The sequence below is a fragment of the Novosphingobium sp. genome (assembly GCF_037133355.1).
Lineage (GTDB): Bacteria > Pseudomonadota > Alphaproteobacteria > Sphingomonadales > Sphingomonadaceae > Novosphingobium.
The window spans coordinates 22,556-44,320 of the sequence record NZ_JBAXOI010000023.1; the positions used below are offsets into that span (position 1 = coordinate 22,556).

Genomic DNA, 21,765 nt, shown 5'->3' on the forward strand with positions numbered 1-21,765 from the left:
GCATCGCTTCATAGACGAAAAGCGAGGCTTATCAGATGCTTACACAGGTTGGTTATCGGCGATCATCCACCAGTGAGCAGGTCGCCGGATACGAAGCCCAACACGCGCAACTGGCGGCGGCAGGTTGCTCCAAGGTCTTCGGGGAGATGGTGTCATCAGTCGTCCAGCGCGACCAACTGGAGGCGGCGCTCGATTACGTGCGCGAGGGCGATACGCTAGTGGTCTGCAAGATCGACCGCCTTGCCCGCTCCACGTCGGACCTGCTGGCCATTGTCGCAAAGCTGGAGGCGAAGGGTGTCGGCTTGCGCATCCTCGACTTCGGCGGGACCGAGGTTGACACAAAATCTCCGACAGGCCGGATGTTGCTGACCATGTTCGCCGCTGTCGCCGAGTTTGAACGCGCTGTCATGCTCGAACGCCAGAAGATCGGCATCGCCAAAGCCAAGGCCGATGGGAAATACCGGGGCCGGGCACCGACCGCGAAGCGGCTTGCTCCGCAGGTCCACGAAATGAGGGCTTCGGGTGTCGGCGCTACCGCCATCGCGGAACGGCTAGGGATCAGCCGGGCATCGGTGCACAGGATCGTTGCCGAGCGCGCAGCGTGAAGACCGTCCCGCACATGTTCGCGGACGCCACTGCCATGCTGGAGGACGCCATAGCGATCACCGTGGAGGGCCAACGCAGGGACAACTCACAGGACATGCAGCGGGCAATGGCCTGCCACCTCCGGATGGCCATCACCGCCATGGATGGCATCGTCGGCGAGATCAAAATCAGGCTTGGCGAAGCCGATGACTGATCGCAAGCAGCGTTTCATCGCGCAGTCCAAGCTCGATCTCGGCGACAAGCCGGTGCGGCCAGTTGGCTATTGGGAAATGGACGGATGGGATGACCGGGCGGTTGATGTTCAGGTGCGCGCCGCCATTCGTGCCGGGCACCCAATCCCGATCAGCCGCTACCCGATCCTGAAAAGCTACAATGGCGCGACCGGGCAGGAACGCCGCGACTGCGGCAACCGGTACGTAGTCGGTAGGGAGCTTGGTCTGATCCCATGGCCCAAGTTCTGCTCGGTCTGTTGCTCCACCCGGTTTGTCGGCGCGCACAACTGTAACTACTTCCGCCCGTGCAGCGCCATGCCAATCTGCCGGTCTTGTCACCGGCTCATCCACCGCAGGTTCTACGATCCCTCGGCATGGATGGCCCGCGCACACGAGCACGCATACGAGGGCGCTTGGTTCACGAAAATCGCCATGACCGAGCTTTCCCGCGAGCAGTCGCTTTGGCTCGCCACGCAAGACGACCCGTTTGACGTGAGCCAACTCGGGTGAGCGTCACCGACGAAGTTGCTGGCGCAACCGGCGTCGTAAACCTGATGCGCTATTCTGCGGCCTCATCGGTGGCTCGAAGCGAGCCGATACGCTCCAGCAGAGCATTGGCTGCGTCGGTGAGTTGTTGTCGCCTATCTTCCCACCGCCGCCCATAGTCGGGTATCAAGTCCGTGATAGGCTCGCTTTGGCCAGAAAAGAGGAAGGCGACCATCAAGGCTTGGCAGGCCGCCGCCCGGTTGGCGGCGTTGGGCTGGTGGAGAAAACGGGCACTGGCTAGATCGGCCAGCCTGCGAGCTTCCCATACGTCACCGTCTTGCCAAAAGGGGTAGGCGCGACGGCGTGCGGCCACCTTTCGTTCGGCCAGCGTAATGCGGGCTATCGGAGCGAGGCGGTCAATCGGGCGATGCTGCGGCGTGTGCAGCATGTCGGCGTCGCTATGCTCTTCCATCTTGCCGTCAGATGGCCGCCACGAAAACGAGCCGTCTGGCTGCACTTCGCCAACCTGGCCGACAAAGCTGACGCCTGCCCAAAAGTCATCGTCCGACGAGCCGCCGCCCGCGAACCGTCCGCGCCCAATCACGCGCAATGTTGGATATGGTGATGTCCTCGACCCCGATGCCCCTTCGGCAGGATCGGCTGGCGCGCTGGCCAACGTCAACAGGTGTTCTGCGTTCTCGGTCGCTTCCTGCGCAGATCGTCCGAAGACGAGCAGATTGTCGGCATAGGTAATGATCTTGCAGCCCATCGCGGTTGGGGCTGCGGCCAGCAGGTTGGCGATCACGACCTCTCCGGCAACTGGAGAAGAACCGGCACCCAACGGTATGCCCATTTGAGCATCGGGGAGAGGACTGATGCCACGCATAGATACAGTAGTCGTCGATGACGGCATGGGTGTCACCGCATCACAGACCACGTAGTGCGTGACCGCTGCCGGTAAGGGCAGCAGCAATCCCGCCAACACGTCTTGGCGCACGTTGTGGTAGAAGCCGACCGCGTCAACCTCCACAGCGTGCGTGTATCCATCAGTGTAGGCGGCTTCGGCGGCCTTGAGGGCTGCCGGTATCCCACCGTGGAAGAGATATTGCTCTGCACGGGGAGAATGGATGGCGCTGATGATGTCAGCAACAAATGCCTGCATCATGCGCTTGATGGGGCGGAACTGCTGGACAAGGCGGACCTTGCCGCCTTTCTGGACGTGCCGCCACGTTGTGCGCTCACGGCAAGGCGCAAACGGGTCGCACTGGTCGGCGATGGCTTCAATCGACGCGGGCGTGGCGTTGCCGATCTGCCCGCAACGAAGGACAGCCTGATAGGCGTAATAGCGAGCTAACCGGCGAGACGAGAGCAGTCGGCGTATCTCGCTGCGCTGTTGCTGGCGGCCCATTCCGGAAAGCCGGGACATCGCGGTCGTCTTGTAACGCCGAGCGACGGCCATCTGCCTGATGAAGTCGGGATATGCTGTGGCGAAATCCTGATAGGCTCGTGTTCGCGGCGACGGCTCGCTAGGCGGCTGGCCTGTCGGTCGATTGAGGTGCGACCGCGAATAGATCGGGGATCGACCAGAAGATGGCCTCGCATCACGTTCCGCCGTGGCCCCTTGCGGCATCGCAGGCAACGGATGCAGCGGTGTTCGCCGGATCGCCGTAGGAGGTTCCGAAGCCATCCAGCAACAATGGCGAAGCAGAGTTTACATTCGCCTAACCGGATGCCGAAACGCCCTACCAATCCATCAAGTAGGCTTCTCTACGATTGGCGGTGATGCGAGGGCTGGCGCTTGAAATCACGCGCGGTTCCCTTCCGAGAACAGTCAGCCTCCTGCCAACAAATCGCGGATCAGCCTTCCATGTAACGAGCGACGTAACAACTACGCAAATGAAACGCTGGAACACGGAAGCACCGCTGCACCCCCGGCTGATTTTGCCCGCATAGAGCGAACCCGAGCGCCGTTGGCGCGCAGTGCCGGAATAGACCCACAGTGCTTCAAGCGGGCTTTCTGGCGCATCGAGCAGCGAATATCGAGGTACGCGCCAAACGCTTCATGCCACTGAAAACAAAGGGTGGGTGGTGCTCTCTGACAATGCGCCCTGACCCCTTGCGTGGTCCTAAACGTGGTCCTATCGTGCAACCCGTTGCAACGATAATGCCTTGATTTTCATGCCTCTAGAACAAGTTGTGGGCCTTCCTGCCGGGCCCACCACATCCCCCTTATCGCCCGGCGTTGCCAGATTCCCGGCGTGGGCCTGTTTCCCAGTCTGGGTGAATCGCAAGCTGGGCCTTTCCATCGGCGCCGGCACCCGCTGGGCGATGCGTAACGCTCCACCCCTCTGGGGGGCCCCACCGCTTGCGGCCGTTGCCCCATCAACCCGGACGCGCGCGACCTTACCTGAGGCGGCGATCCATAACCCCGCTGCGTAGTGCGGCGTCCCCCCTGCGGATTCGTCTCACGGCCTTACCTTTTATATATTCAATATATAACTATTATTATAAATAAAAGTTATGTGGTACCCACTGCTAGATGGACCAGGACTCTTCTATAGATCTCACATAAGCCTCTGACTTGATGGGAAAAAACCATGCACACTACGTGTCCACTCTGTAAGAGCGATGTAGCCGTGCCGTGGGCTCAAGAGAATGGCTTTGCCATGGGCAAGTGCCAGCAATGCGGCCTGCTCTATGTAGATCCCCGTCCATCAGACGACGAGATCAACGACGCAAACAAGGTCGGTGTGCATCGGGGAGAAGACGGCGCATTGGACGTCCGAAGCCACTATCGAGCGTCAAAGACCAGACAATACGCCGCCATAATCCGCAAGCTGTTCGGTCACGACTGGAGCGAGGGCAAGCCGATCAGCTGGTTCGACGTGGGCGCCGGTTACGGCGAGGTTGTGGCAGCAGTCCAGCAGGTCGCGCCCGCAGGCAGCACTGTTTGCGGCATTGAACCCATGCAGCCGAAGGTCGAACGAGCGCAGTCGCTCGGTTTGCCGGTGTCGAGCCGCCTGCTCAAGGACATGACCGGGCCATATGACGTGATCTCGCTGATCAACGTCTATTCCCATGTCCCCGATTTCCTGAGTTTTGGCGCAGAGCTTGTGGCGAAACTTCGGCCGGGCGGGGTCTTGTTTGTCGAGACCGGAAACATCGCCGATCTGGCAAACCGCGAACAGTTTGCCGACAAGCTTTACCTGCCGGACCACCTTGTTTTCTCCGGCCCCGGGCAGATGCGGCGAACATTCGAACAAATCGGCCTTGTGCTCGAGAGCAAGGATGAGCGGGCCGTCGACAGCCTGCTCTGGTGTGCCAAGGTAGCAGTAAGGAATGCGCTCCGCGGGCGGATCTCTGTGCCGCTACCATGGCACTCGAAATTCCGGACAGTCTTCTACAAGGCGCGTCGACCGCTAACCCGGCACGCCTGACCTTACGGTAATGCAGGCACCGGCCACCACCTCATCCGGGCATTTCTGGAACCAAGAAGGTCAGCCTGGAGACGCATCCGTCCTGTTGTCGCTGCACGCACGGCGTCGACAGGAGGAAGCGATAGGCGGGTGCTGATCCTTCCTTGCTGAAGGCGGAATCCTCAGCGCAGCCCCGTCAGCGCCGCCGGCGCGATGGCGGGGCTTTCGAGGCTCGCCACCGGCCACGCGCAGTAATCCGCCGCGTAATAGGCGCTCGGGCGGTGGTTGCCCGAAATCCCGACACCGCCGAACGGAGCGGAGGACGCCGCACCGTTCGTCGGCCGGTTCCAGTTGACCACGCCTGCGCGCGAGGCAGCCCAGAAGCGGCGGTAGAGCGCCTCGTCCCCGCCGATGAGGCTGGCGGCAAGGCCGAAGCGCGTCGCATTGGCGGATGCCATGGCGCTTTCGAAATCGGGCACGCGGATCACTTGCAGCACGGGCCCGAAGATCTCCTCGTCGGGCACCGGCAGCCCGGTCACGTCGATCATCGCGGGCGAGAGCAGCGGCGTACCTTCGCGCAGCTGCTCGAGCGGGCGGATCACTTTGCCGCCCATGGCCACCAGCGCCTCCCACGCCTTCACCACCCGCGCCGCCGCGTTCATGTCAACCACCGGCCCCATGAATGGCGCAGGCTCGTCGAACGGTCCGCCAACGATGATGCGGTCAGCCATGGCAGCGACCGCCTCCAGCAGCGCATCGCTATCCGGTCCCACGATCAGCCGCCTCGCGCAGGTGCAGCGCTGGCCGGCGGAAAGAAACGCCGACTGCACCACCAGCGAAGCCGCAGCCGCCACATCTGCTTCGGCAATGTCCCAGGCGACCAGGGGATTGTTGCCGCCTGTCTCGATCGCGAGAATGCGGTCGGGCCGCGCTGAGAAGGATTGGTGCAGCGCAAGTCCGGTGTTCGACGATCCGGTAAATAGCAGTCCGTCGAGCTCCGGATGCGCCGCCAGCGCGCGCCCCGTATCGGCGCGGCCCTGCGCCAGCACCAGCAGCCCCTCGGCCAGCCCTGCTTCCTTCCACATGTCCGCCATGAACGCACCCGACGCCGGGGTCAGTTCCGAAGGCTTGAACACCACCGCATTGCCCGCCAGCAGGGCGGGCACGATATGGCCGTTGGGCAGGTGCGCAGGGAAATTGTAGGGCCCCAGCACGGCAAGAACTCCATGCGGCTTGTGCCGCAGCGCCTGCGGCACGCCCGCCGCCTCGCCATGGCGCTCGCCTGCGCGCTCGGCCTGTGCGGTGATCGAAATGGCAACCTTGGCGGCCACTGTGCCGACCTCGGTGCGCGCCTCCCACAAAGGCTTGCCCGTTTCGCGCGCGATCACTTGCGCAAAGGCCTCGGCATGTGCCTTGACCACTGCGGCATAACGCTCGGCAATCGCGATCCGTTCGGCCAGCGGACGCAGCGCCCAATCCCCCTGCGCCGCGCGCGCCGCCGCCACCGCCGCGTCGACGTCCGCGTCCTCACCCTGCCACAGCACATCGCCGGTCATGGGGTCGGTGGAAATCCAGCCGGTCGTCGGGTTGGTCATGGGGCGCTCCTTGCACATGGGTCAACGAGCCGCCGACTTGGGCGCGCCCAGCGCGAAGGTCAACCGCCACGTGGCGCCAGGCCGGAACCGATCAGACCCCGCGCCGCCGCGCCCAGCGCCCGTCCCCGCGCTTCTCAAGCATGGCGCCGCAATAGCGGCAGGGCCCGGTCTTCGCGTGCCCCTGATAGTGCACCTCGCGGCGCACGGGTGAATGGCGGCCCGCAAGGCATCCCAACCGTTTCAACAATTCCGCCACGAGCCCGGTGCCCCCTCAGCACATTCCATCACCGAGATGGAACCGAACCCCTAGATTATGGCAGCAATCGGTCGGCGTCCCAAGCCCCCTTCGGGGCATCCGCGCGTGACAGAGAATTGCACCTTGCCGCAACGGGTCCGCTTGCACTAGGGCTCGCATCAGTCGGGGAGTAGCGCAGCCTGGTAGCGCATCTGCTTTGGGAGCAGAGGGTCGCAAGTTCGAATCTTGTCTCCCCGACCATTCCTTCCGGCCAGCCACCTCAAAAGACAGCCACCGCTGGTTCCTTGACACCTTTGCGGGGCTCCGCGATGAATTGGATAATTATCCGGTTGCGGAGGGGTGGGCAGCGAAATGCGGGACGTGCACGGAACTGGCCCGAAGCCTGCCGGCATGCGCGAAGGGCTGCTGCCGCTTGCTGCCAGCCTGATCCTGGGCGCGGTGGGCCTTCTTGTGCTGGGAGTGCAGCCGCTGCTCTATGGCAGCTATGTGCACGAGGGGCGGATAACCGAAGCCAGCCTCGGCCTGCTCGCCGCCATCGAGATTTCCGCGATTGCGCTCGGCAGCGCGGGCGGCATTGCTCTGCTGGGACGGATGCCGGCTCGGCTCGTGGCGCTGGCCGGCGTGATCCTGACGATCGCGGCCAATCTGCTCCCGGCCATGGTGCCGCTGCTTCTGGCCCGCGCGCTGTCGGGCGCAGGCGGGGGTCTGCTCGTTGCCATCGCGGCCGCTGCGATCGCCCGGCGCAGCGGGCTCAACGCTGCCGCAGCGGCGTTTCTGTTCCTCCAGGCAGCCAGCCAGTACGCAATCCTGCAATGGTTCTCGGCCCAGACCGGCGCAGCCTCGGCGGCCGCAGTGCAGCAGTCGCTGGCCGTGATCGTCGCAATAACGGTGCTCGTGCTGCCGCTCGTTCCCGCAAGCCTCGCGCCCCTGCACGCCGAGCTGGCCGGACAACCCGCAACCCGCCTGCCCCCGCTCTCGGGCTGGATCGCGCTCGTCGCCGTGGGGTTGGTGGCAGGCGCGTGCATCGGTGTCTGGGCCTACATGGGCCTGTGGCTCGAGGCGCGCGGTATTGCTGCGGAGCGGATCACACCGATGCTCACTGCCTCGATGGTCGGCCAGATGATCGGCACGCTGAGCGCCATCGCCATCGGCGAGCGCGGCCACAGCGGCACGCGGGTCATCGCCATGGCCATCCTGCTGCTGGGCATTGTCGCCGCGCTCCTGCTGCGCGGTGCCGAGGGCGCGGCAGGCTGGGCGTTGGTGGTCGGCTACGGGTTCGTGTGGATGGTGGTCAGCCCGGCGCTCACAGGCTTCCTGCTGGAGGCAGACCCGACCCGCCGCAGTTTGCCATTCGGGGCTTCGGCGCAGCTCCTGGGCGCTGCGATCCTGCCCACCCTTGTCGGCGTACTGTTCGCCGAACAGGGGCTCGACACCGTGATCCTCGCCAGCGCCATCGCGCTGGTCGCCAGCCTCGCCCTGATCCTCGCAGCGTTTGCCGCCCGCCCGCGCCCTTCCGCCTACCCGGCGTAGGGCTCGACCGGAAGCCCTTCGAACCGCGCCTTCAGCTGCAGCCCCAGATAGCGCGAATAGCTGCGCGCCATGGCAAGATTGCCTGCCATGAACCACAGACCCGGCTCCGGCGTCGGCTTCCACAGGTTCTTCATCTCGCCTTCCCACGGGCCCTCGTCGCCGGGGAAGCCCGAGCCGTAGCCCCAGGTCTTGCCGATCCGCTCGGCGACCTCGGGGTTGATCAACCGTGCTACCCACTGCTTCATGTCGCCGAAGCCGGTCGCATAGATAATCACGTCGGCCCGCTCATGGCTCCCGTCCGAAAGCACCATGCCGTCCTCGACGATCCGCTCGATGCTAACGCCCGATCGCACCTTGATGAGACCGTCGGCCACCATGTCCGAGGCGCCGACATCGACGTAATAGCCCGAGGATGTGCGCTGGAACTTCATTGCGATGCCCGTGCCGTCCGGCCCGAAATCGACCTGGAAACCCGCATCGGTCAGCCGCTGGTAGAACGGTGCCTCCTCGATCTGGATCTGGTCCCACGCCGCCTTGTTGACCTTTTCCGACAAGCGGAAGGGCACCGAGGCACCCAGCAGGTCCGCCTTCTCGGTGGTGAGCCCGGCATCGACCACTTCCTGCGAATAGGCCCCGCCCAGGATCTTCTCCATCGTGCTTTGCCGCACGATCAAAGTGGAGGACCGCTGGATCATCAGCGGCTCGGCGCCGTGGCTCACAAGATCGGCGCAGATGTCATGCGCGCTGTTGTTCGCGCCGACGACAATCACCCGCTTGCCGGCCAATCCCTCGCCGCCGGGATGTGCGCTCGAATGGCACTGGTGGCCCTTGAACGTGTCCTGTCCGGGAAACTCGGGCGTGATCGCAAAGCCCGCATTGCCCACCGCCATGACCACATGCTCGGGCGAAAGCGTCACGGGCTTGCCCTCACGCTCCAGCGCAACCTGCCACTTGCCGCTCGCCGGATCGCGCGAAATGCCCTTGCATTCGGTGCTGGTCCACACGCCCAGTTCCATAATCCCGGCGTAGTATTCCAGCCAATCACCCATCTTCTGCTTGGGCGTATAGACCGGCCAGTGATCGGGGAACGGCACGTAGGGCATATGGTCGTACCACACCGGATCGTGCAGCAGCAGCGACTTGTAGCGCGAGCGCCACTGGTCGCCCACGCGCGGATACTTGTCGATGAGCAGGCAAGGCACGCCCAGCATCTTGAGCCGCGCGCCCAAGGCAAGGCCGCCCTGCCCCGCGCCGATCACTAGCACATAGGGCGGATTGGCTTCGTTCCACTGCTCCACATCGTCATGGCGCACGTCTTCCCAGGTGCGCTGCCCGGTCTCGTCCACCACGCCCGAATGGCGCCGCCCGCGCAGCGGCTCCTCGAAGCCCTTGAGTTCACCCAGCGCGGTGAGGAAGGTCAGGCAATGCTCGCCCACCAGCCGCACATAGCCTTCGCCCCGCCCTTGCGCGGTCTCGAAGGTGATGAAGCCCTCGCTCGCGCCCGGCGCGGCATCGCTTGCCCACTGGCCGATACCCGATCCCGGCGCACGCGCGTTGACGAAGGCCGCAATCGCCTCCGTTCCTTCATGCGTCGCCAGAGTCCAGCCGAGCGCGAGGTAATCGCGCCAAAGCCCGTCGGGCAGAAACAACGCCGCCGCTGCGGCCCCGTTCCCTGCATCAAGCGCGGCGCCAAGCTTTGCGAGCCAGCCATGTACGTCAAGCATTTGGAACTATTGCCTTTTCTATTGACACCACGCTGATCAGAAATGCGCGACCAGGTGCACCCCGAAGGTGCGCGGATCGTTGTAGTTGATCTGGTCCTGCGTGATGACTGGCGCAATTGAGGATATCACCCGCGCCGAATTGAGGTTCTTCACCCAGAGCGCCGCCTCGTAGACCTTGGAGGCCGATTGCCAGGCGAGTCGCGCGTTGATCCGGCCGTTGCCCTTGACCTCGGTGCTCGCCGCATTGTCCGGGAACAGCGCGATCGAGGAGACATAGGTCCCATCCACGCGCGCCTTGATCGCCGATCCACCAGACAGCGGCACCGTCAGATTGACCCCGCCCGAGAACGCGAACTTTGGCGCATTGACTAGCCGGTTGCCGTTGTAGCTCACCCCGCCCAAGGCCGCGAACTTCTTGTATTCGCTGTGCATCACAGTCACCGCGCCGAACAGGTCGAGGTTCCGCGTCGGCCGGACGGTCAGCTCGGCCTCAAGGCCATAGATCTCGGCATTGCCGGCGTTGAGCTTGCGCTGCACCGGGATCGGGCCGGTGAGATCGAACACGAAGACCTGCAGATCGCGGTAGTCATAATAGAACGCCGAGGTGTTGAACCGCACCTTGCGGTCGAGGAACTCGGTCTTCAGCCCCACTTCATAGGCGTAGAGCTTCTCGGAATTGAACGGCGTGAGCTGCAACGGGTCGGTCGAGGCGCCGCCTGCAAATCCGCCGCTGTTGTAGCCCTTGGAGAACGAGGCGTAGACCAGCGTGTCACCCGTCTTGTAGTTGAGCGCCGCACGCCACGAGAGATCGCGGAAGGTCTTGGTGCCCTTGAAGTCGAGCAACGGCAAGGTCACGTCCGAATAGGCCTTCACCGGCACAACGCCGCCCACCGCATCGAACAGGCTGTGGTAATCCATGCTGATGCGGTCGTTCGACCAGCGCAGCCCCACCGTCGCGGTAAGCTTGTCGGTCAGCTTGTAATCCGCCTGGCCGAACAGGGCGAAGCTGCGTGTCCGCTGGGTATAGGGATAGCGCAGCAGGCCCAGCGAATTGACCGGATCGAACGTGCCGAGGAGATCATTGGGATCGCGCAGGCTGCGCAGCAAATCGAAGCTGCTGTCGGTCGCGAGAGTATCATGGAAATAGTACCCGCCGACGATCCAGTTGAGCGCCTTGTCGCCGGTCGATTGCAGCCGCAGCTCCTGGCTCCACTGGCGCGGTCGGTCTTCGTAATAGGCCACCACGAAGTCTGCCGGGCTCGCGTCGGTATCCTCCAGCGTCGCGCGGTTGACCTGCTCGTAGGCGGTGATGGAGGTGAGCTGCACACCGCCGAAATCGACTTGGCCCATCAGCGAAGCGCCGAACACGCCGATCCGCTCCTTACCTTCGACATTGTAGTCGCCGGCATAGACGTTGTTGTCGGTATCGGCATAGCCGAAGGCGTCGGTCGGCGTGCCATCAGGCAGCACCGCCGTATTCCCGAAGAAGTCGACCCCCGACCCCCGATGTTGGAACTGCCGCGCCCCGCCGGTGTTGTTGCCGCCGTGCACCGAAAGCCGCAGCAGCACATTGGGCGCGGGCGTCAGATCGGCAATGCCGCGCAGCGCCCAGAGGTTGATGTTGTTGACCTTGTTGCCCGTCAGGCGGTTGAAGGTCGTCCCGTCGCGCCGGTTGTAGAAGCCCGCCACGCGCACCTTGAGCAAGTCCTTGACGATCGGACCGCCAATTCCGCCTTCAAGCTGCACTTCGTTGAACCGGCCATAGAGCGCGGAGAAATCACCGCTCAGTTCGTCGGTCGGCTTGCGGCTGGCAAAGCGGATCGCGCCCGCCGTGGTGTTGCGGCCATAGAGCGTACCCTGCGGCCCTTTCAGCACCTCGATCCCGTCGGAATCGAACACGTTGAACAGCTTGCCCGCATTGGCGCCGAGGAACACGTCATCGACATAGACGCCGACCGCGCCCGTCGTGTTCGAATTGAAATCGCCGATGCCCACGCCGCGGATGAAGAGCGAGGTGGTCGAAGCCGCGGTGCCCGCCTGCATCGAAAGGCTCGGCACGAGCAGCGTGAGATCGCGCGGATCGCGGATGCCGGTCTCGCTCAGCGCATCGCCGCTGATCGCCGCGATGGCGATGGGCACGTCCTGCACGTTCTGCGCGCGGCGCTGCGCTGTAACGACGATTTCCGCCACCACGTCATCCCTGGCGGGCGGCGCGGCGTCCTGCGCAAAGGCCGGCATGGCCAGCGCGAGCGCGCTCCCCGCCAGAATGAACCCGAGGCACCGCTTCACATTGGCCCGACGCATAGTCTTTCCCCCGCTTCGGCTCCGCAGCGCAAAGGCGCGGGCCGTGATCCCACGGTGCAAAACTTCCCCCATTCGCCCGCAGCGTCAAGCCGAATCTGACATAAATTCGGATTTTTATCCGAAACTGGGTTGAATGGCGCGCGATTGGCGCTAGGCTTGGCGCGATGGTCACGATGATCCCCCGGCCCGCGGCGCCCGGCACAGCCGAAGCGATCCGCCGCCCGCGCCAGAAGCGCAGCCAGCAGCGCTTCGAGGCGATTCTCGATTCGGCCGACCGCCTGCTTGAGACGCTCGAACCCGAGGCCATCAGCATCTACACCCTCGCCGAGGAAGCAGGCCTCTCCGCCCCTTCGATCTACCATTTCTTCCCCGATGCGGGGCAAGTCTTCGTAGCCCTTTCCGAACGTTACACGCGCCAGTTTGTCGAACTGCTGGACAAGCCGCTGCCGCCCGGCGTCACCACCTGGCAGGCCTTCTTTGCCGCGCGCTATGGCCACGGCCGCGATCACTACAACGCCCACGGCGCTGCACGCCGGCTTCTGCTCGGCTCTGGCCTCTCGGCCTCGATCCGCGCCCGCGATCTCGAAAACGACAGTGTGCTGGCGGAGCGCAGCATGGCCGAATTCTGCCAGCTGTTCGATGTGGCCCCCAGCGCCGACCTGGTCGAGCGCTTCACCGAACTCCTCGTGATCAACGATGCGATCTGGACTCTCTCGGTCCACCGCCACGGTGCGATCACCGACGCCTATGAAGAGCAGGCCCGCCTCGCGCGTGAAGCCTATGCCCGCACCTTCCTGCCCGAACACCTGCCGCTGCGCGCCGCAGCGGAGCAAGCCGCCTGAACGACAAGAGGGAGAGTCCAATGACAACGAACGCCGCCGACCAAGCCCTGCGCCAGCGCGCCCTCAAAGTCGTGCCGGGCGGGATGTATGGCCATGAATCGACCCAGTTGCTTCCCGCCTCCTACCCGCAGTTCTTCGAGCGCGGTGAAGGCGCCTACATCTGGGACGTCGATGGCAACCGCTACCTCGACTTCATGTGCGCCTATGGCCCCAACCTGCTCGGCTACAACAACCGGCAGGTAAACGATGTCGCCGTCGCCCAACTCGCCAAGGGCGATACGCTTACCGGCCCCAGCGCCCATTTCGTCGAGCTTGCCGAGACGCTGGTGAGCATGATCAGCCACGCCGATTGGGCGATGTTCTGCAAGAACGGCACCGACGCCACCACCATGGCGATGACCACCGCCCGCGCGCAGACCGGCAAGCGCCGCGTTCTCGTGGCGGAAGGCGCCTATCACGGCGCCGCGCCATGGTGCACGCCGATGCCCGCCGGGATCGTCCCCGAAGAGCGTGCGTTCATCTCCAAGTACCAGTTCAACGATATCGCCAGCCTCGAAGCCGCGGTCGCCGAAGCGGGCGATGATCTCGCCGCGATCTTCGCCTCGCCCTTCAAGCACGATGCCTTCGTCGATCAGGCGCTGCCTGATCCCGCCTATGCCAAGCGCGCCCGCGAACTGTGCGACGAGACCGGCGCCATGCTCATCGTCGACGACGTGCGCGCCGGTTTCCGCCTGATCCGCGATTGCAGCTGGGAACTGGTCGGCGTGCGGCCGGACATGAGCTGCTGGGGCAAGTCCTTCGCCAACGGCCATCCGATCTCGGCCCTCCTCGGCAACGACCGCTGCCGCGAAGGCGCGAGCCATATCTACGTCACCGGCTCGTTCTGGTTCGCCGCTGTGCCGATGGCTGCCGGGGTCGAAACGCTGAAGATCCTGCGCGAGAGCGACTACCTTGAAAAGTCCATCCGCCTCGGCACAATGTGGCGCGAAGGCCTCGACACCCTCGCCGCCAAACACAGCTTTGCCCTGCGCCAAACCGGCCCTGTCCAGATGCCGCAGATCCTGTTCGACAATGATCCGGACTACCGCGTGGGCTTCGCATGGGGCGAGGCGATGCTGAAGCGCGGCGTCTACGTCCACCCCTGGCACAACATGTTCTTCTGCGCCGCGATGACCGAGGCCGATGTCGAATTCGCCCTCACCGCTGCCGACGAAGCCTTCGCCTCGGTGAAAGCGCAGCTGGCCACTATCGAACCCCACCCCGTCGTCCTCATGTTCCTCACCGCCATGGCCGCAGCGCACTGATCGCCCATCCCTCCCCGAGCTTGTCTCGGGGAGGTGGCCCGCCGCAGGCGGGTCGGAGGGACGATTTCAAGGCTTGGCAAACCCCGGTGATTGCGTCTTATACGGCGCCAAACCAAACTAGCCGAGAGGACGCCCCCATGAGCCAGACCACCTATCCGGTCCCCGAAGACTGGGCCAAGGGCGCCCTGATCGACGATGCACGCTATCAGGCCATGTACGCGCGCTCCTTGGCCGAACCCGACGCTTTCTGGCGCGAGGAAGCGCAGCGCATTGACTGGATCAAGCCCTTCACCAAGGTCAGCACCACCAGCTTCCACGAGGCCGATTTCGGCATCAAGTGGTTCGAGGATGGCACGCTCAACCTCGCCGCCAATTGCCTCGATCGCCACCTCGCGGAGCGCGGCGACCAAATCGCCATACTTTGGGAACCCGACAGCCCGGAAACGCCCGACCGCCGCATCACCTACCGCGAGCTTCACGAAGCTGTCTGCCGCTTTGCCAATCTGCTCAAGTCGCGCGGCGTCGTGCGCGGCTCGCGCGTTACGATCTACCTGCCGATGGTCCCCGAAGCCGCCGTCGCCATGCTCGCCTGCGCACGCATCGGCGCGATCCACTCGATCGTCTTTGCCGGCTTCTCCCCCGATGCCCTCGCCGGCCGCATCAAGGATTGCGACAGCCGCTTGGTCATCACCGCCGATGAAGGCCTACGCGGCGGCAAGCGTGTGCCGCTCAAGACCAACGTCGATGAAGCGCTGACCCAATGCCCCGGCGTGGACACCGTCATTGTCCTCAAGCACACCGGCGCCGCTGTGCCGCATGTAGACGGCCGCGATGTCGACTGGGCCAGCGCGGTTACCGCACAATCCGCCGATTGCCCGCCGGAGGAAATGAGCGCCGAAGACCCGCTCTTCATCCTTTACACCTCGGGCTCCACCGGCAAGCCCAAGGGCGTGCTCCACTCTACCGGTGGCTATTCCGTCTGGGCCTCGATGACGCATGAGTACGTCTTCGATTATCGGCCTAAATCTGACGGTTCTGTCCAGATCTACTGGTGCGCGGCGGATGTGGGCTGGGTGACGGGCCACAGCTACGTCGTCTACGGCCCGCTCCTCAACGGCGCGACCACGGTCATGTTCGAGGGCGTGCCCAACTTCCCCGAGCCGTCGCGCTTCTGGCAGGTCGTCGACAAGTTCCAGGTCGAGATTTTCTATGGCGCCCCCACTGCGCTGCGCGCCCTCATGCGCGAAGGCGACGAATGGGTGAAGAAAACCGCACGGCAATCCCTGCGCCTCCTCGGATCGGTCGGTGAGCCGATCAATCCCGAAGCCTGGGAATGGTACCACAAGGTCGTCGGGGAAGGCCGCTGCCCGATCGTCGATACCTGGTGGCAGACCGAAACCGGCGGTGCGATGATCACTCCGCTTCCCGGCGCTACCGCCCTGAAGCCAGGCTCGGCCACGCGACCGATGTTCGGCGTCAAGCCCGCGCTCCTCACCGGGGAGGGCCAGCTCATCGAAGGCGCGGCGGATGGCTGCCTCGTCATCACGCAAAGCTGGCCCGGCCAGATGCGCACTGTCTGGGGCGATCATGAGCGCTTCTTCCAGACCTATTTCACCACTTTCCCGGGTTACTACTTCACCGGTGACGGATGCCGCCGCGACGAGGACGGCTACTACTGGATCACCGGCCGCATCGACGACGTGATCAACGTCTCGGGCCACCGCATGGGCACCGCAGAAATTGAAAGCGCGCTCGTCGCCCACCCCAAGGTCGCCGAAGCCGCAGTCGTTGGCATGCCGCACGAAATCAAGGGCCAGGGTATCTACGCCTTCGTGACGACCAACGCCGATGTCGAGCCGGACGAGGCCTTGCGCAAGGAACTCGTGCAATGGGTTCGCCACGAAATCGGCCCCATCGCGACCCCGGACGTGATCCAGTTTGCCCCCGGCCTGCCCAAGACCCGCTCGGGCAAGATCATGCGCCGCATCCTGCGCAAGATCGGCGAGAACGACACCGGCAATCTGGGCGATACCTCGACCTTGGCCGATCCGTCGGTGGTCGACAACCTGCTGGCGAACCGCCCGAACGCCTGACACGAAAAAGGGGCCGGACCGCGCAAGCGATCCGGCCCCTTTTCCTTTGCCCGACTTACGAACGGTCGGCGTTCATCACCTTGGTCCAGGCCTTGGCGAAATCGCGCACGAACTGCTCGCGCGCATCGTCGCTGGCATAAGCTTCGGCTACCGCGCGCAGCTCCGAGTTGGACCCGAAAATCAGGTCCACTGGCGTCGCGGTCCACTTCACCGCGCCGCTCGCCCGGTCGCGGCCTTCAAAGGCTGCACCAGCCCTGCTCCACACGGTATCCATGCCGAGCAGGTTGACGAAGAAGTCGTTCGAGAGCGTGCCGAGGCGGCTGGTGAATTCGCCCGCATTCGATCCGCCCGCATTGGCATCGAGGACGCGCAGGCCCCCTACCAACACGGTCATTTCGGGCACGGTCAGCCCCAGCAAGCTCGCCCTGTCGACCAGCGCCTCGGCAGGCGACTGCCACGCATCCGCCGCATGGAAGTTGCGGAAGCCGTCGGACTTGGGCTCCATCGGCGCGAAAGCAGCGGGATCGGTCTGCTCGGCGCCTGCGTCCACCCGGCCCGGCGTGAACGGCAGTTCGAGCGAAACGCCCGCCTTGCCGGCCGCCTGTTCGACCGCGGCATTGCCCGCCAGCACGATCAGGTCCGCCATGCTCACCGTGCGGCCACCCTGCGCAGCACGGTTGTAATCGGCGCGCACCTTTTCAAGGGCGGCCAGCACCTTGGCGAGCTCAGCCGGCTCATTCACCGCCCAGTCCTTCTGCGGAGCAAGCCGGATGCGCGCGCCGTTGGCACCGCCGCGCAAGTCGGACACGCGGAAGGTCGAGGCCGAGGCCCAGGCCGTGCGCACCAGCTGCGCCGGGTTGAGGCCCGAGGCCAGAACCTTGCCCTTGAGCGCAGCGATCTCGGCCGTGCCGATCAGCGGGTGGTTCTCGACCGGCAGCGGGTCCTGCCAGGTGAAGGTCTGCGCCGGCACGTCCGTGCCGATGTAGTGGCTCTTCGGCCCCATATCGCGGTGGGTCAGCTTGAACCACGCGCGGGCAAAGGCATCGGCATAGAGCTCGGGCTTGTCCTTGAAACGCAGCGCGATCGCGCGGAACGCCGGGTCCTGCTTGATCGCCATGTCGGTGGTGAACATGATCGGCGCGTGGGTCTTGCCCGCCTCGTGCGCGTCGGGCACGATTTGCACGTCCGCTGCATTGGCTGGCTGCCACTGCGTCGCCCCGGCCGGGCTCTTCACCTTGACCCACTCGAAGCCGAACAGGTTGTCGAGGTACTGGCTCGTCCACGCGATCGGGTTGGCCGACCAGGCGCCTTCGAGACCACTCGTCACCGCATCCTTGCCCATGCCGGTGCCGCAGCTGTTCTTCCAGCCAGTGCCCTGCGCCTCGATCCCCGCGCCCGCCGGTGCCGCGCCGACGCAGGTCGCCGCATGCGCGCCATGTGCCTTGCCGAAGGTGTGGCCGCCCGCGATCAGCGCGACGATCTCCTCGTCGTTCATCGCCATGAGGCCGAACGACTGGCGGATATCATGCGCCGCCGAAATCGGATCACCGTTCGCGTTCGGGCCTTCGGGGTTCACATAGATCAGCCCCATCTGCACCGCAGCAAGCGGGCCCTTGAGCTGGCGCTTCTCGTTCCAGCGGTCGCCATTGGCTTCCAGCCACTTCTTCTCGGTGCCCCAGTAGACCGCGTCGGGCTGCCACGTATCCGCGCGGCCGCCACCAAAGCCCAGCGTCTTGAAGCCCATCTGCTCGAGCGAGACGTTGCCTGTCAGCACCATGAGATCGCCCCACGAGAGCTTGCGGCCATACTTCTGCTTGATCGGCCAGAGCAGGCGCCGCGCCTTGTCGAGATTGGCATTGTCCGGCCACGAGTTCAGCGGCTCGAAGCGCTGTTCACCGCCCGCACCGCCGCCGCGCCCGTCCATCGTGCGATAGGTGCCGGTGCTGTGCCAGGCCATGCGGATGAAGAACGGGCCATAGTTGCCATAGTCCGCCGGCCACCACGGCTGCGAGGTGGTCAGCACCTTGGCGATATCGGCCTTCACCGCCTTGAGGTCGAGGCTGAGGAATGCCTTGGTGTAGTCGAAGTCGGCGCCATAGGGGCTGGCGGCGGTGTTCTCGTTCTGCCGCAGCGGCGTAAGATCGAGCTGATCAGGCCACCAGTCCTTGTTTGTTGTGGGCTTTTCGGCAGTGGAGGCGGGGCCGGTCGTAGCCGCATCGGCTGCCTGTGCGGCCACCGGCATGGCTGCCAGCAGCGCCATGGCAAGGGTAGAAAGCGAAGCGCGCATCTCTATGGTCCTCTCGTATTGCGGAAGCCGGACATGGGGACGCAGCCGCCCGCATGGCGACCCGCGCGCGCATCCCGGCCGGATACCGCTCTGGTTTCGTGATCGAAGTGCCCGGGGCCGGGAGGAGGAGGGGGCCACCGAGCCGTTACCTTCTGGCGCATGGCCCCCTTTCAGGGCCAGTTCATTTGTCCGCTCACTATGATCGACCGCGTCGATCAATCAGCAACAAAACGCACAAAACCTTGCGGCTGCGCGCTTCGGAGTCTCGATCAAGGTCAGGGGACAAAAAAATCTGGACACCCGGCGCGGTGCAATTTTACGCATCCTCTCCCAAGGCCGCGCCGGGTGAACGACTTGCATTGTGATCGGGCAATTACCGCATAGATGCGGCGGAGTCATCATGAAATTGCGAGATATGTGACGGTCGGGCGCCAAGGCTTCAAGGCGGTGCAGTGGGGCAACACTCTCGCCAAACCCTGACAGATTGCTGCACCCATGCTGCGCCCTTTTCCTGATCGTGCAAAAGGCTCAGATTAGCCATTCCTGCAGTATCCGGTTCAATGATGCGCTGCCCGTTCACCCTCGCTTTCGCTCTCGCCGCGGCCTCGGTCGCGGCAGGCTTCGCCGCGCCCGCGGTTGCGCAATCTGCCGTGCAACCGGGCGCATCGTGGACAGTCGATGTTCTGTCCGCCGTGGTCGGCAGTCCCGAATACGGCACCGACGTCGTTGGCCGCGTCGATGCCTGGCTAGATCTCGAAGGCGCCGCCATCGGCCTCGACAAGCTCTCCTCACATATCGACGTGATGGCCGTGCATGGTCCGGATTTTTCCGGCCGCCGCGTCGGCGCCTACCAAACGATCAGCAGCCTGGAGGCAGATACCCTCCCCCATGTTTATGAGGCCTGGGCACTGTGGAAGCCCAATCCGCATGTCTCGGCCAAGGCCGGCCTGATCGACCTAAACGCCGAGTTCGACATCCAGAACACCGGTGCGCTGTTCGTCAACAGCGCCTTTGGCATCGGGCCCGATATCTCGCAAAGCGGACTCAACGGCCCTTCGATTTTCCCGATGACCGCAGCGGCCGCAGTGCTGCGCCTGCAACACGGTCGCAAGGGCCTCGCACTCGGCGTGTTCGATGCACTCGCCGGCAGCAGCCATGATCCGCGCAAGGTAGCGCTGCGTTTGCCTGGCACGACCGGCGCGCTGCTAATCGCCGAAGCGCGCGTGCCGCTGGGCACATGGATGCTTCAAGCCGGCGCATGGCATTACACCACACGCTTCGACGCGCTCGATCCGGCACGCCCGCCCGCGATTTCACAGGGAGTCTATGGGCTCGTCGAAGGAGCGATCACCCGCAAGGTCAGCGCGTGGCTACGTGTCGGCGCCGCAGATCCCCGCGCCAATCAGATCGCTGCCTATTTCGGCGGCGGAGCGGTCGCCACGGTTGGCAACTGGCGGCTTGGCCTCGCCGGGGCGCATGCAAGTCTCGGTAGCGCTGCGCGCCGCACTCTCTATGCCACGGACCACGCTCGCCAGGCCGAAACCGTGATCGAACTCACCGCGCAGCGCCCGCTTGCACCGTGGCTGCTCGTCCAGCCTGATCTGCAATATGTGGTCCATCCCGGCTGGAACCCCACTGCGCGCAATGTGCTCGTTGCCGGCCTGCGCTTCAGCTTCGCCCTTCCCGATAGTTGAGCTGCTACCCGCACACGCTTTTCACGCTTGCAAATAGGCGCCCGCTGGCAAACTTCAGTTCTCCGACCATCCCAGCGCGAAGAGAAGCATAAGCCATGTCGCAGTATCCGTTCCAACTTGTCGACGTCTTTGGCGAAGCGCCGTTTTCCGGTAACCCGCTCGCCGTAATCGCGCTTCAGGCCGATCGTGAGACCGCCGAGTTGCAAGCCATAACCCGCTGGCTCAATCTTTCCGAAACCGCCTTCCTCCTGCCGCCAACCACGCCGGATGCGGATTATCGCGTGCGCATTTTCACGCTCGACCGTGAACTGCCCTTCGCCGGCCACCCGACACTCGGCTCATGCCATGCCTGGCTTGCGTGGGGCGGCGTTCCGAAGAATGCAGACGTGGTCGTGCAGGAATGCGGCGCGGGCCTCATCAGCGTGCGCCGGGGCTCGGACGGCCTTGCCTTCGCCGCGCCGCCGCTGCTGCGTAGTGGGCCCGTCGATACGGCCAAGCTTGCCGAAGCGTGCCAAGTGCTGGGGATTGGGGAGAGCGAGGTTATCGCTGCGCAGTGGATCGACAACGGACCCGGCTGGCTCGGCATTCAGCTGAGGGATGCCGCCTGCGTTCTGGCGGTCGAACCGGCACGGTCGCATAGCGGGCGGATCGACATTGGCCTGGTCGGCCTGCACGGCGCCGAAAGTCCTTATGCCTATGAAGTGCGCGCGATCTTCAGCGATCCGTGCGGCGGACTGATCGAGGACCCAGTGACCGGCAGTCTCAATGCCTCCGCCGCCCAATGGATGATCGCAGAGGGCCTCGTAACGCCCCCATACACTGCCACACAAGGCGCCCGCCTCGGCCGCGCAGGCCGGATCCACATCACACAGGACCCCGGCGGACCGCTTTGGGTTGGTGGGAACACGTCAACCTTGTTTGCGGGCGAGACTGGTCAGGGGGCGCTATAAAGAATCAGGCGGAACTAAGTCGCCCTCGATGAGCCCAGTCAGTGGGGCAGTGGGGCCAGACCGCGTTGTGCCTGCGCTGCGGTCACTGAGATTTGCCCTGGGGTGCCCGGGATCGATTGTTGGTTTGCCAGGTGATCTGGTCAGACGTCAGATGCTATCAGTGCGAAACTAGCCCTAACCAGCGAGACATAAGTGCCGTCACCTAACTCGCGGCGCATCGTGAAGCGGTAATTTTCCACGCGGCGACGGTACATTAGCCGATGCTTCGTCGCCGCAGCGACAAGTCCATCGAACCCAAGTCCATCGAACCGATGGAAGCAGTCGATCTGGGACCCTTCAGAAACGACAAAAGGCCCCGGCTCTTGCGAGCGGGGGCCTTTTGTCAAGTTATACGCCGACCAAGCCAAAGGCTGGTTGCGGGGGCAGGATTTGAACCTGCGACCTTCAGGTTATGAGCCTGACGAGC

15 protein-coding genes and 1 tRNA gene are annotated in these 21,765 nt (G+C 64.4%); 11 read left to right on the plus strand and 5 right to left on the minus strand.

The features are described from left to right. The first annotated feature begins 35 nt into the window (after positions 1 to 35). From WCL10_RS18195 to WCL10_RS18205, 3 genes are read left to right on the plus strand one after another with little or no spacing between them, the layout of a single operon-like run. Complete coding sequence (locus tag WCL10_RS18195) at positions 36 to 605, plus strand: recombinase family protein (RefSeq protein WP_336897065.1); 570 nt, start codon at positions 36 to 38, stop codon at positions 603 to 605. Positions 606 to 619: 14 nt separating this feature from the next. Continuing rightward, the gene (locus WCL10_RS18200) at positions 620 to 799 is read left to right on the plus strand and encodes a hypothetical protein (protein WP_336897066.1); all 180 of its coding nucleotides are present in this window, start codon (positions 620 to 622) and stop codon (positions 797 to 799) included. Beyond that, positions 792 to 1,328, plus strand: coding sequence for a hypothetical protein (locus WCL10_RS18205; RefSeq protein ID WP_336897067.1), 537 nt, complete (start codon positions 792 to 794; stop codon positions 1,326 to 1,328). The genes WCL10_RS18200 and WCL10_RS18205 overlap by 8 nt, the downstream gene beginning before the upstream one ends. A gap of 49 nt (positions 1,329 to 1,377) precedes the next feature. On the opposite strand, the gene WCL10_RS18210 is transcribed toward WCL10_RS18205, so the two are convergent. Next, complete coding sequence (locus WCL10_RS18210) at positions 1,378 to 2,763, minus strand: reverse transcriptase domain-containing protein (protein WP_336897068.1); 1,386 nt, start codon at positions 2,761 to 2,763, stop codon at positions 1,378 to 1,380. Positions 2,764 to 3,970: 1,207 nt separating this feature from the next. On the opposite strand from WCL10_RS18210, the gene WCL10_RS18215 reads away from it, so the two are divergent. Continuing rightward, a complete protein-coding gene (locus tag WCL10_RS18215; protein WP_336897069.1) occupies positions 3,971 to 4,741 on the plus strand; it encodes a class I SAM-dependent methyltransferase in 771 nt (256 codons plus the stop codon). Between the two features lie 161 nt (positions 4,742 to 4,902). On the opposite strand, the gene astD is transcribed toward WCL10_RS18215, so the two are convergent. After that, a complete protein-coding gene (astD, locus tag WCL10_RS18220) occupies positions 4,903 to 6,315 on the minus strand; it encodes a succinylglutamate-semialdehyde dehydrogenase (RefSeq protein ID WP_336897070.1) in 1,413 nt (470 codons plus the stop codon). A gap of 419 nt (positions 6,316 to 6,734) precedes the next feature. Here astD and WCL10_RS18225 point away from each other — a divergent pair. Next, positions 6,735 to 6,811 (plus strand) — tRNA-Pro (locus WCL10_RS18225). Positions 6,812 to 6,961: 150 nt separating this feature from the next. Next, complete coding sequence (locus tag WCL10_RS18230) at positions 6,962 to 8,101, plus strand: hypothetical protein (RefSeq protein WP_336897071.1); 1,140 nt, start codon at positions 6,962 to 6,964, stop codon at positions 8,099 to 8,101. On the opposite strand, the gene WCL10_RS18235 is transcribed toward WCL10_RS18230, so the two are convergent. Then, a complete protein-coding gene (locus tag WCL10_RS18235) occupies positions 8,089 to 9,825 on the minus strand; it encodes an NAD(P)/FAD-dependent oxidoreductase (protein ID WP_336897072.1) in 1,737 nt (578 codons plus the stop codon). The genes WCL10_RS18230 and WCL10_RS18235 overlap by 13 nt on opposite strands. Before the next feature lie 36 nt (positions 9,826 to 9,861). Next, positions 9,862 to 12,129, minus strand: coding sequence for a TonB-dependent receptor (locus tag WCL10_RS18240; protein ID WP_336897073.1), 2,268 nt, complete (start codon positions 12,127 to 12,129; stop codon positions 9,862 to 9,864). A gap of 164 nt (positions 12,130 to 12,293) precedes the next feature. On the opposite strand from WCL10_RS18240, the gene WCL10_RS18245 reads away from it, so the two are divergent. The 3 genes from WCL10_RS18245 (at position 12,294) to acs (ending at position 16,368) form a co-directional block, all read left to right on the plus strand. After that, positions 12,294 to 12,971 (plus strand): TetR/AcrR family transcriptional regulator, encoded by a 678-nt coding sequence (locus tag WCL10_RS18245; RefSeq protein ID WP_336897074.1) that lies wholly within the window; start codon positions 12,294 to 12,296, stop codon positions 12,969 to 12,971. Positions 12,972 to 12,991: 20 nt separating this feature from the next. Then, positions 12,992 to 14,275, plus strand: a complete 1,284-nt coding sequence (locus WCL10_RS18250; RefSeq protein ID WP_336897075.1) for an aminotransferase class III-fold pyridoxal phosphate-dependent enzyme — start codon at positions 12,992 to 12,994, stop codon at positions 14,273 to 14,275. A 137-nt stretch (positions 14,276 to 14,412) separates the two neighbouring features. Beyond that, complete coding sequence (gene acs / locus WCL10_RS18255; RefSeq protein WP_336897076.1) at positions 14,413 to 16,368, plus strand: acetate--CoA ligase; 1,956 nt, start codon at positions 14,413 to 14,415, stop codon at positions 16,366 to 16,368. 55 nt (positions 16,369 to 16,423) lie between these two features. On the opposite strand, the gene katG is transcribed toward acs, so the two are convergent. Further along, on the minus strand, positions 16,424 to 18,655 hold the full coding sequence (gene katG / locus WCL10_RS18260) for a catalase/peroxidase HPI (protein WP_336897077.1): 2,232 nt from the start codon (positions 18,653 to 18,655) through the stop codon (positions 16,424 to 16,426). 560 nt (positions 18,656 to 19,215) lie between these two features. Here katG and WCL10_RS18265 point away from each other — a divergent pair. Beyond that, complete coding sequence (locus WCL10_RS18265) at positions 19,216 to 20,349, plus strand: carbohydrate porin (RefSeq protein WP_336897078.1); 1,134 nt, start codon at positions 19,216 to 19,218, stop codon at positions 20,347 to 20,349. Between the two features lie 95 nt (positions 20,350 to 20,444). Further along, positions 20,445 to 21,299: a PhzF family phenazine biosynthesis protein gene (locus tag WCL10_RS18270; protein WP_336897079.1), complete on the plus strand. Its 855-nt coding sequence runs from the start codon at positions 20,445 to 20,447 to the stop codon at positions 21,297 to 21,299. Positions 21,300 to 21,765: the final 466 nt, after the last annotated feature.

Bases quoted from the DNA above. Each gene is read 5' to 3' on its own strand.
- astD (WP_336897070.1), bottom strand. From the start codon at position 6,315: ATGACCAACCCGACGACCGGCTGGATTTCCACCGACCCCATGACCGGC.
- WCL10_RS18195 (WP_336897065.1), top strand. From the start codon at position 36: ATGCTTACACAGGTTGGTTATCGGCGATCATCCACCAGTGAGCAGGTC.
- WCL10_RS18205 (WP_336897067.1), top strand. From the start codon at position 792: ATGACTGATCGCAAGCAGCGTTTCATCGCGCAGTCCAAGCTCGATCTC.
- WCL10_RS18240 (WP_336897073.1), bottom strand. From the start codon at position 12,129: ATGCGTCGGGCCAATGTGAAGCGGTGCCTCGGGTTCATTCTGGCGGGG.
- WCL10_RS18200 (WP_336897066.1), top strand. From the start codon at position 620: ATGTTCGCGGACGCCACTGCCATGCTGGAGGACGCCATAGCGATCACC.
- WCL10_RS18250 (WP_336897075.1), top strand. From the start codon at position 12,992: ATGACAACGAACGCCGCCGACCAAGCCCTGCGCCAGCGCGCCCTCAAA.
- WCL10_RS18265 (WP_336897078.1), top strand. From the start codon at position 19,216: ATGATGCGCTGCCCGTTCACCCTCGCTTTCGCTCTCGCCGCGGCCTCG.
- WCL10_RS18215 (WP_336897069.1), top strand. From the start codon at position 3,971: ATGGGCAAGTGCCAGCAATGCGGCCTGCTCTATGTAGATCCCCGTCCA.
- WCL10_RS18270 (WP_336897079.1), top strand. From the start codon at position 20,445: ATGTCGCAGTATCCGTTCCAACTTGTCGACGTCTTTGGCGAAGCGCCG.
- acs (WP_336897076.1), top strand. From the start codon at position 14,413: ATGAGCCAGACCACCTATCCGGTCCCCGAAGACTGGGCCAAGGGCGCC.
- katG (WP_336897077.1), bottom strand. From the start codon at position 18,655: ATGCGCGCTTCGCTTTCTACCCTTGCCATGGCGCTGCTGGCAGCCATG.
- WCL10_RS18245 (WP_336897074.1), top strand. From the start codon at position 12,294: ATGGTCACGATGATCCCCCGGCCCGCGGCGCCCGGCACAGCCGAAGCG.
- WCL10_RS18230 (WP_336897071.1), top strand. From the start codon at position 6,962: ATGCGCGAAGGGCTGCTGCCGCTTGCTGCCAGCCTGATCCTGGGCGCG.
- WCL10_RS18235 (WP_336897072.1), bottom strand. From the start codon at position 9,825: ATGCTTGACGTACATGGCTGGCTCGCAAAGCTTGGCGCCGCGCTTGAT.
- WCL10_RS18210 (WP_336897068.1), bottom strand. From the start codon at position 2,763: ATGGCCGTCGCTCGGCGTTACAAGACGACCGCGATGTCCCGGCTTTCC.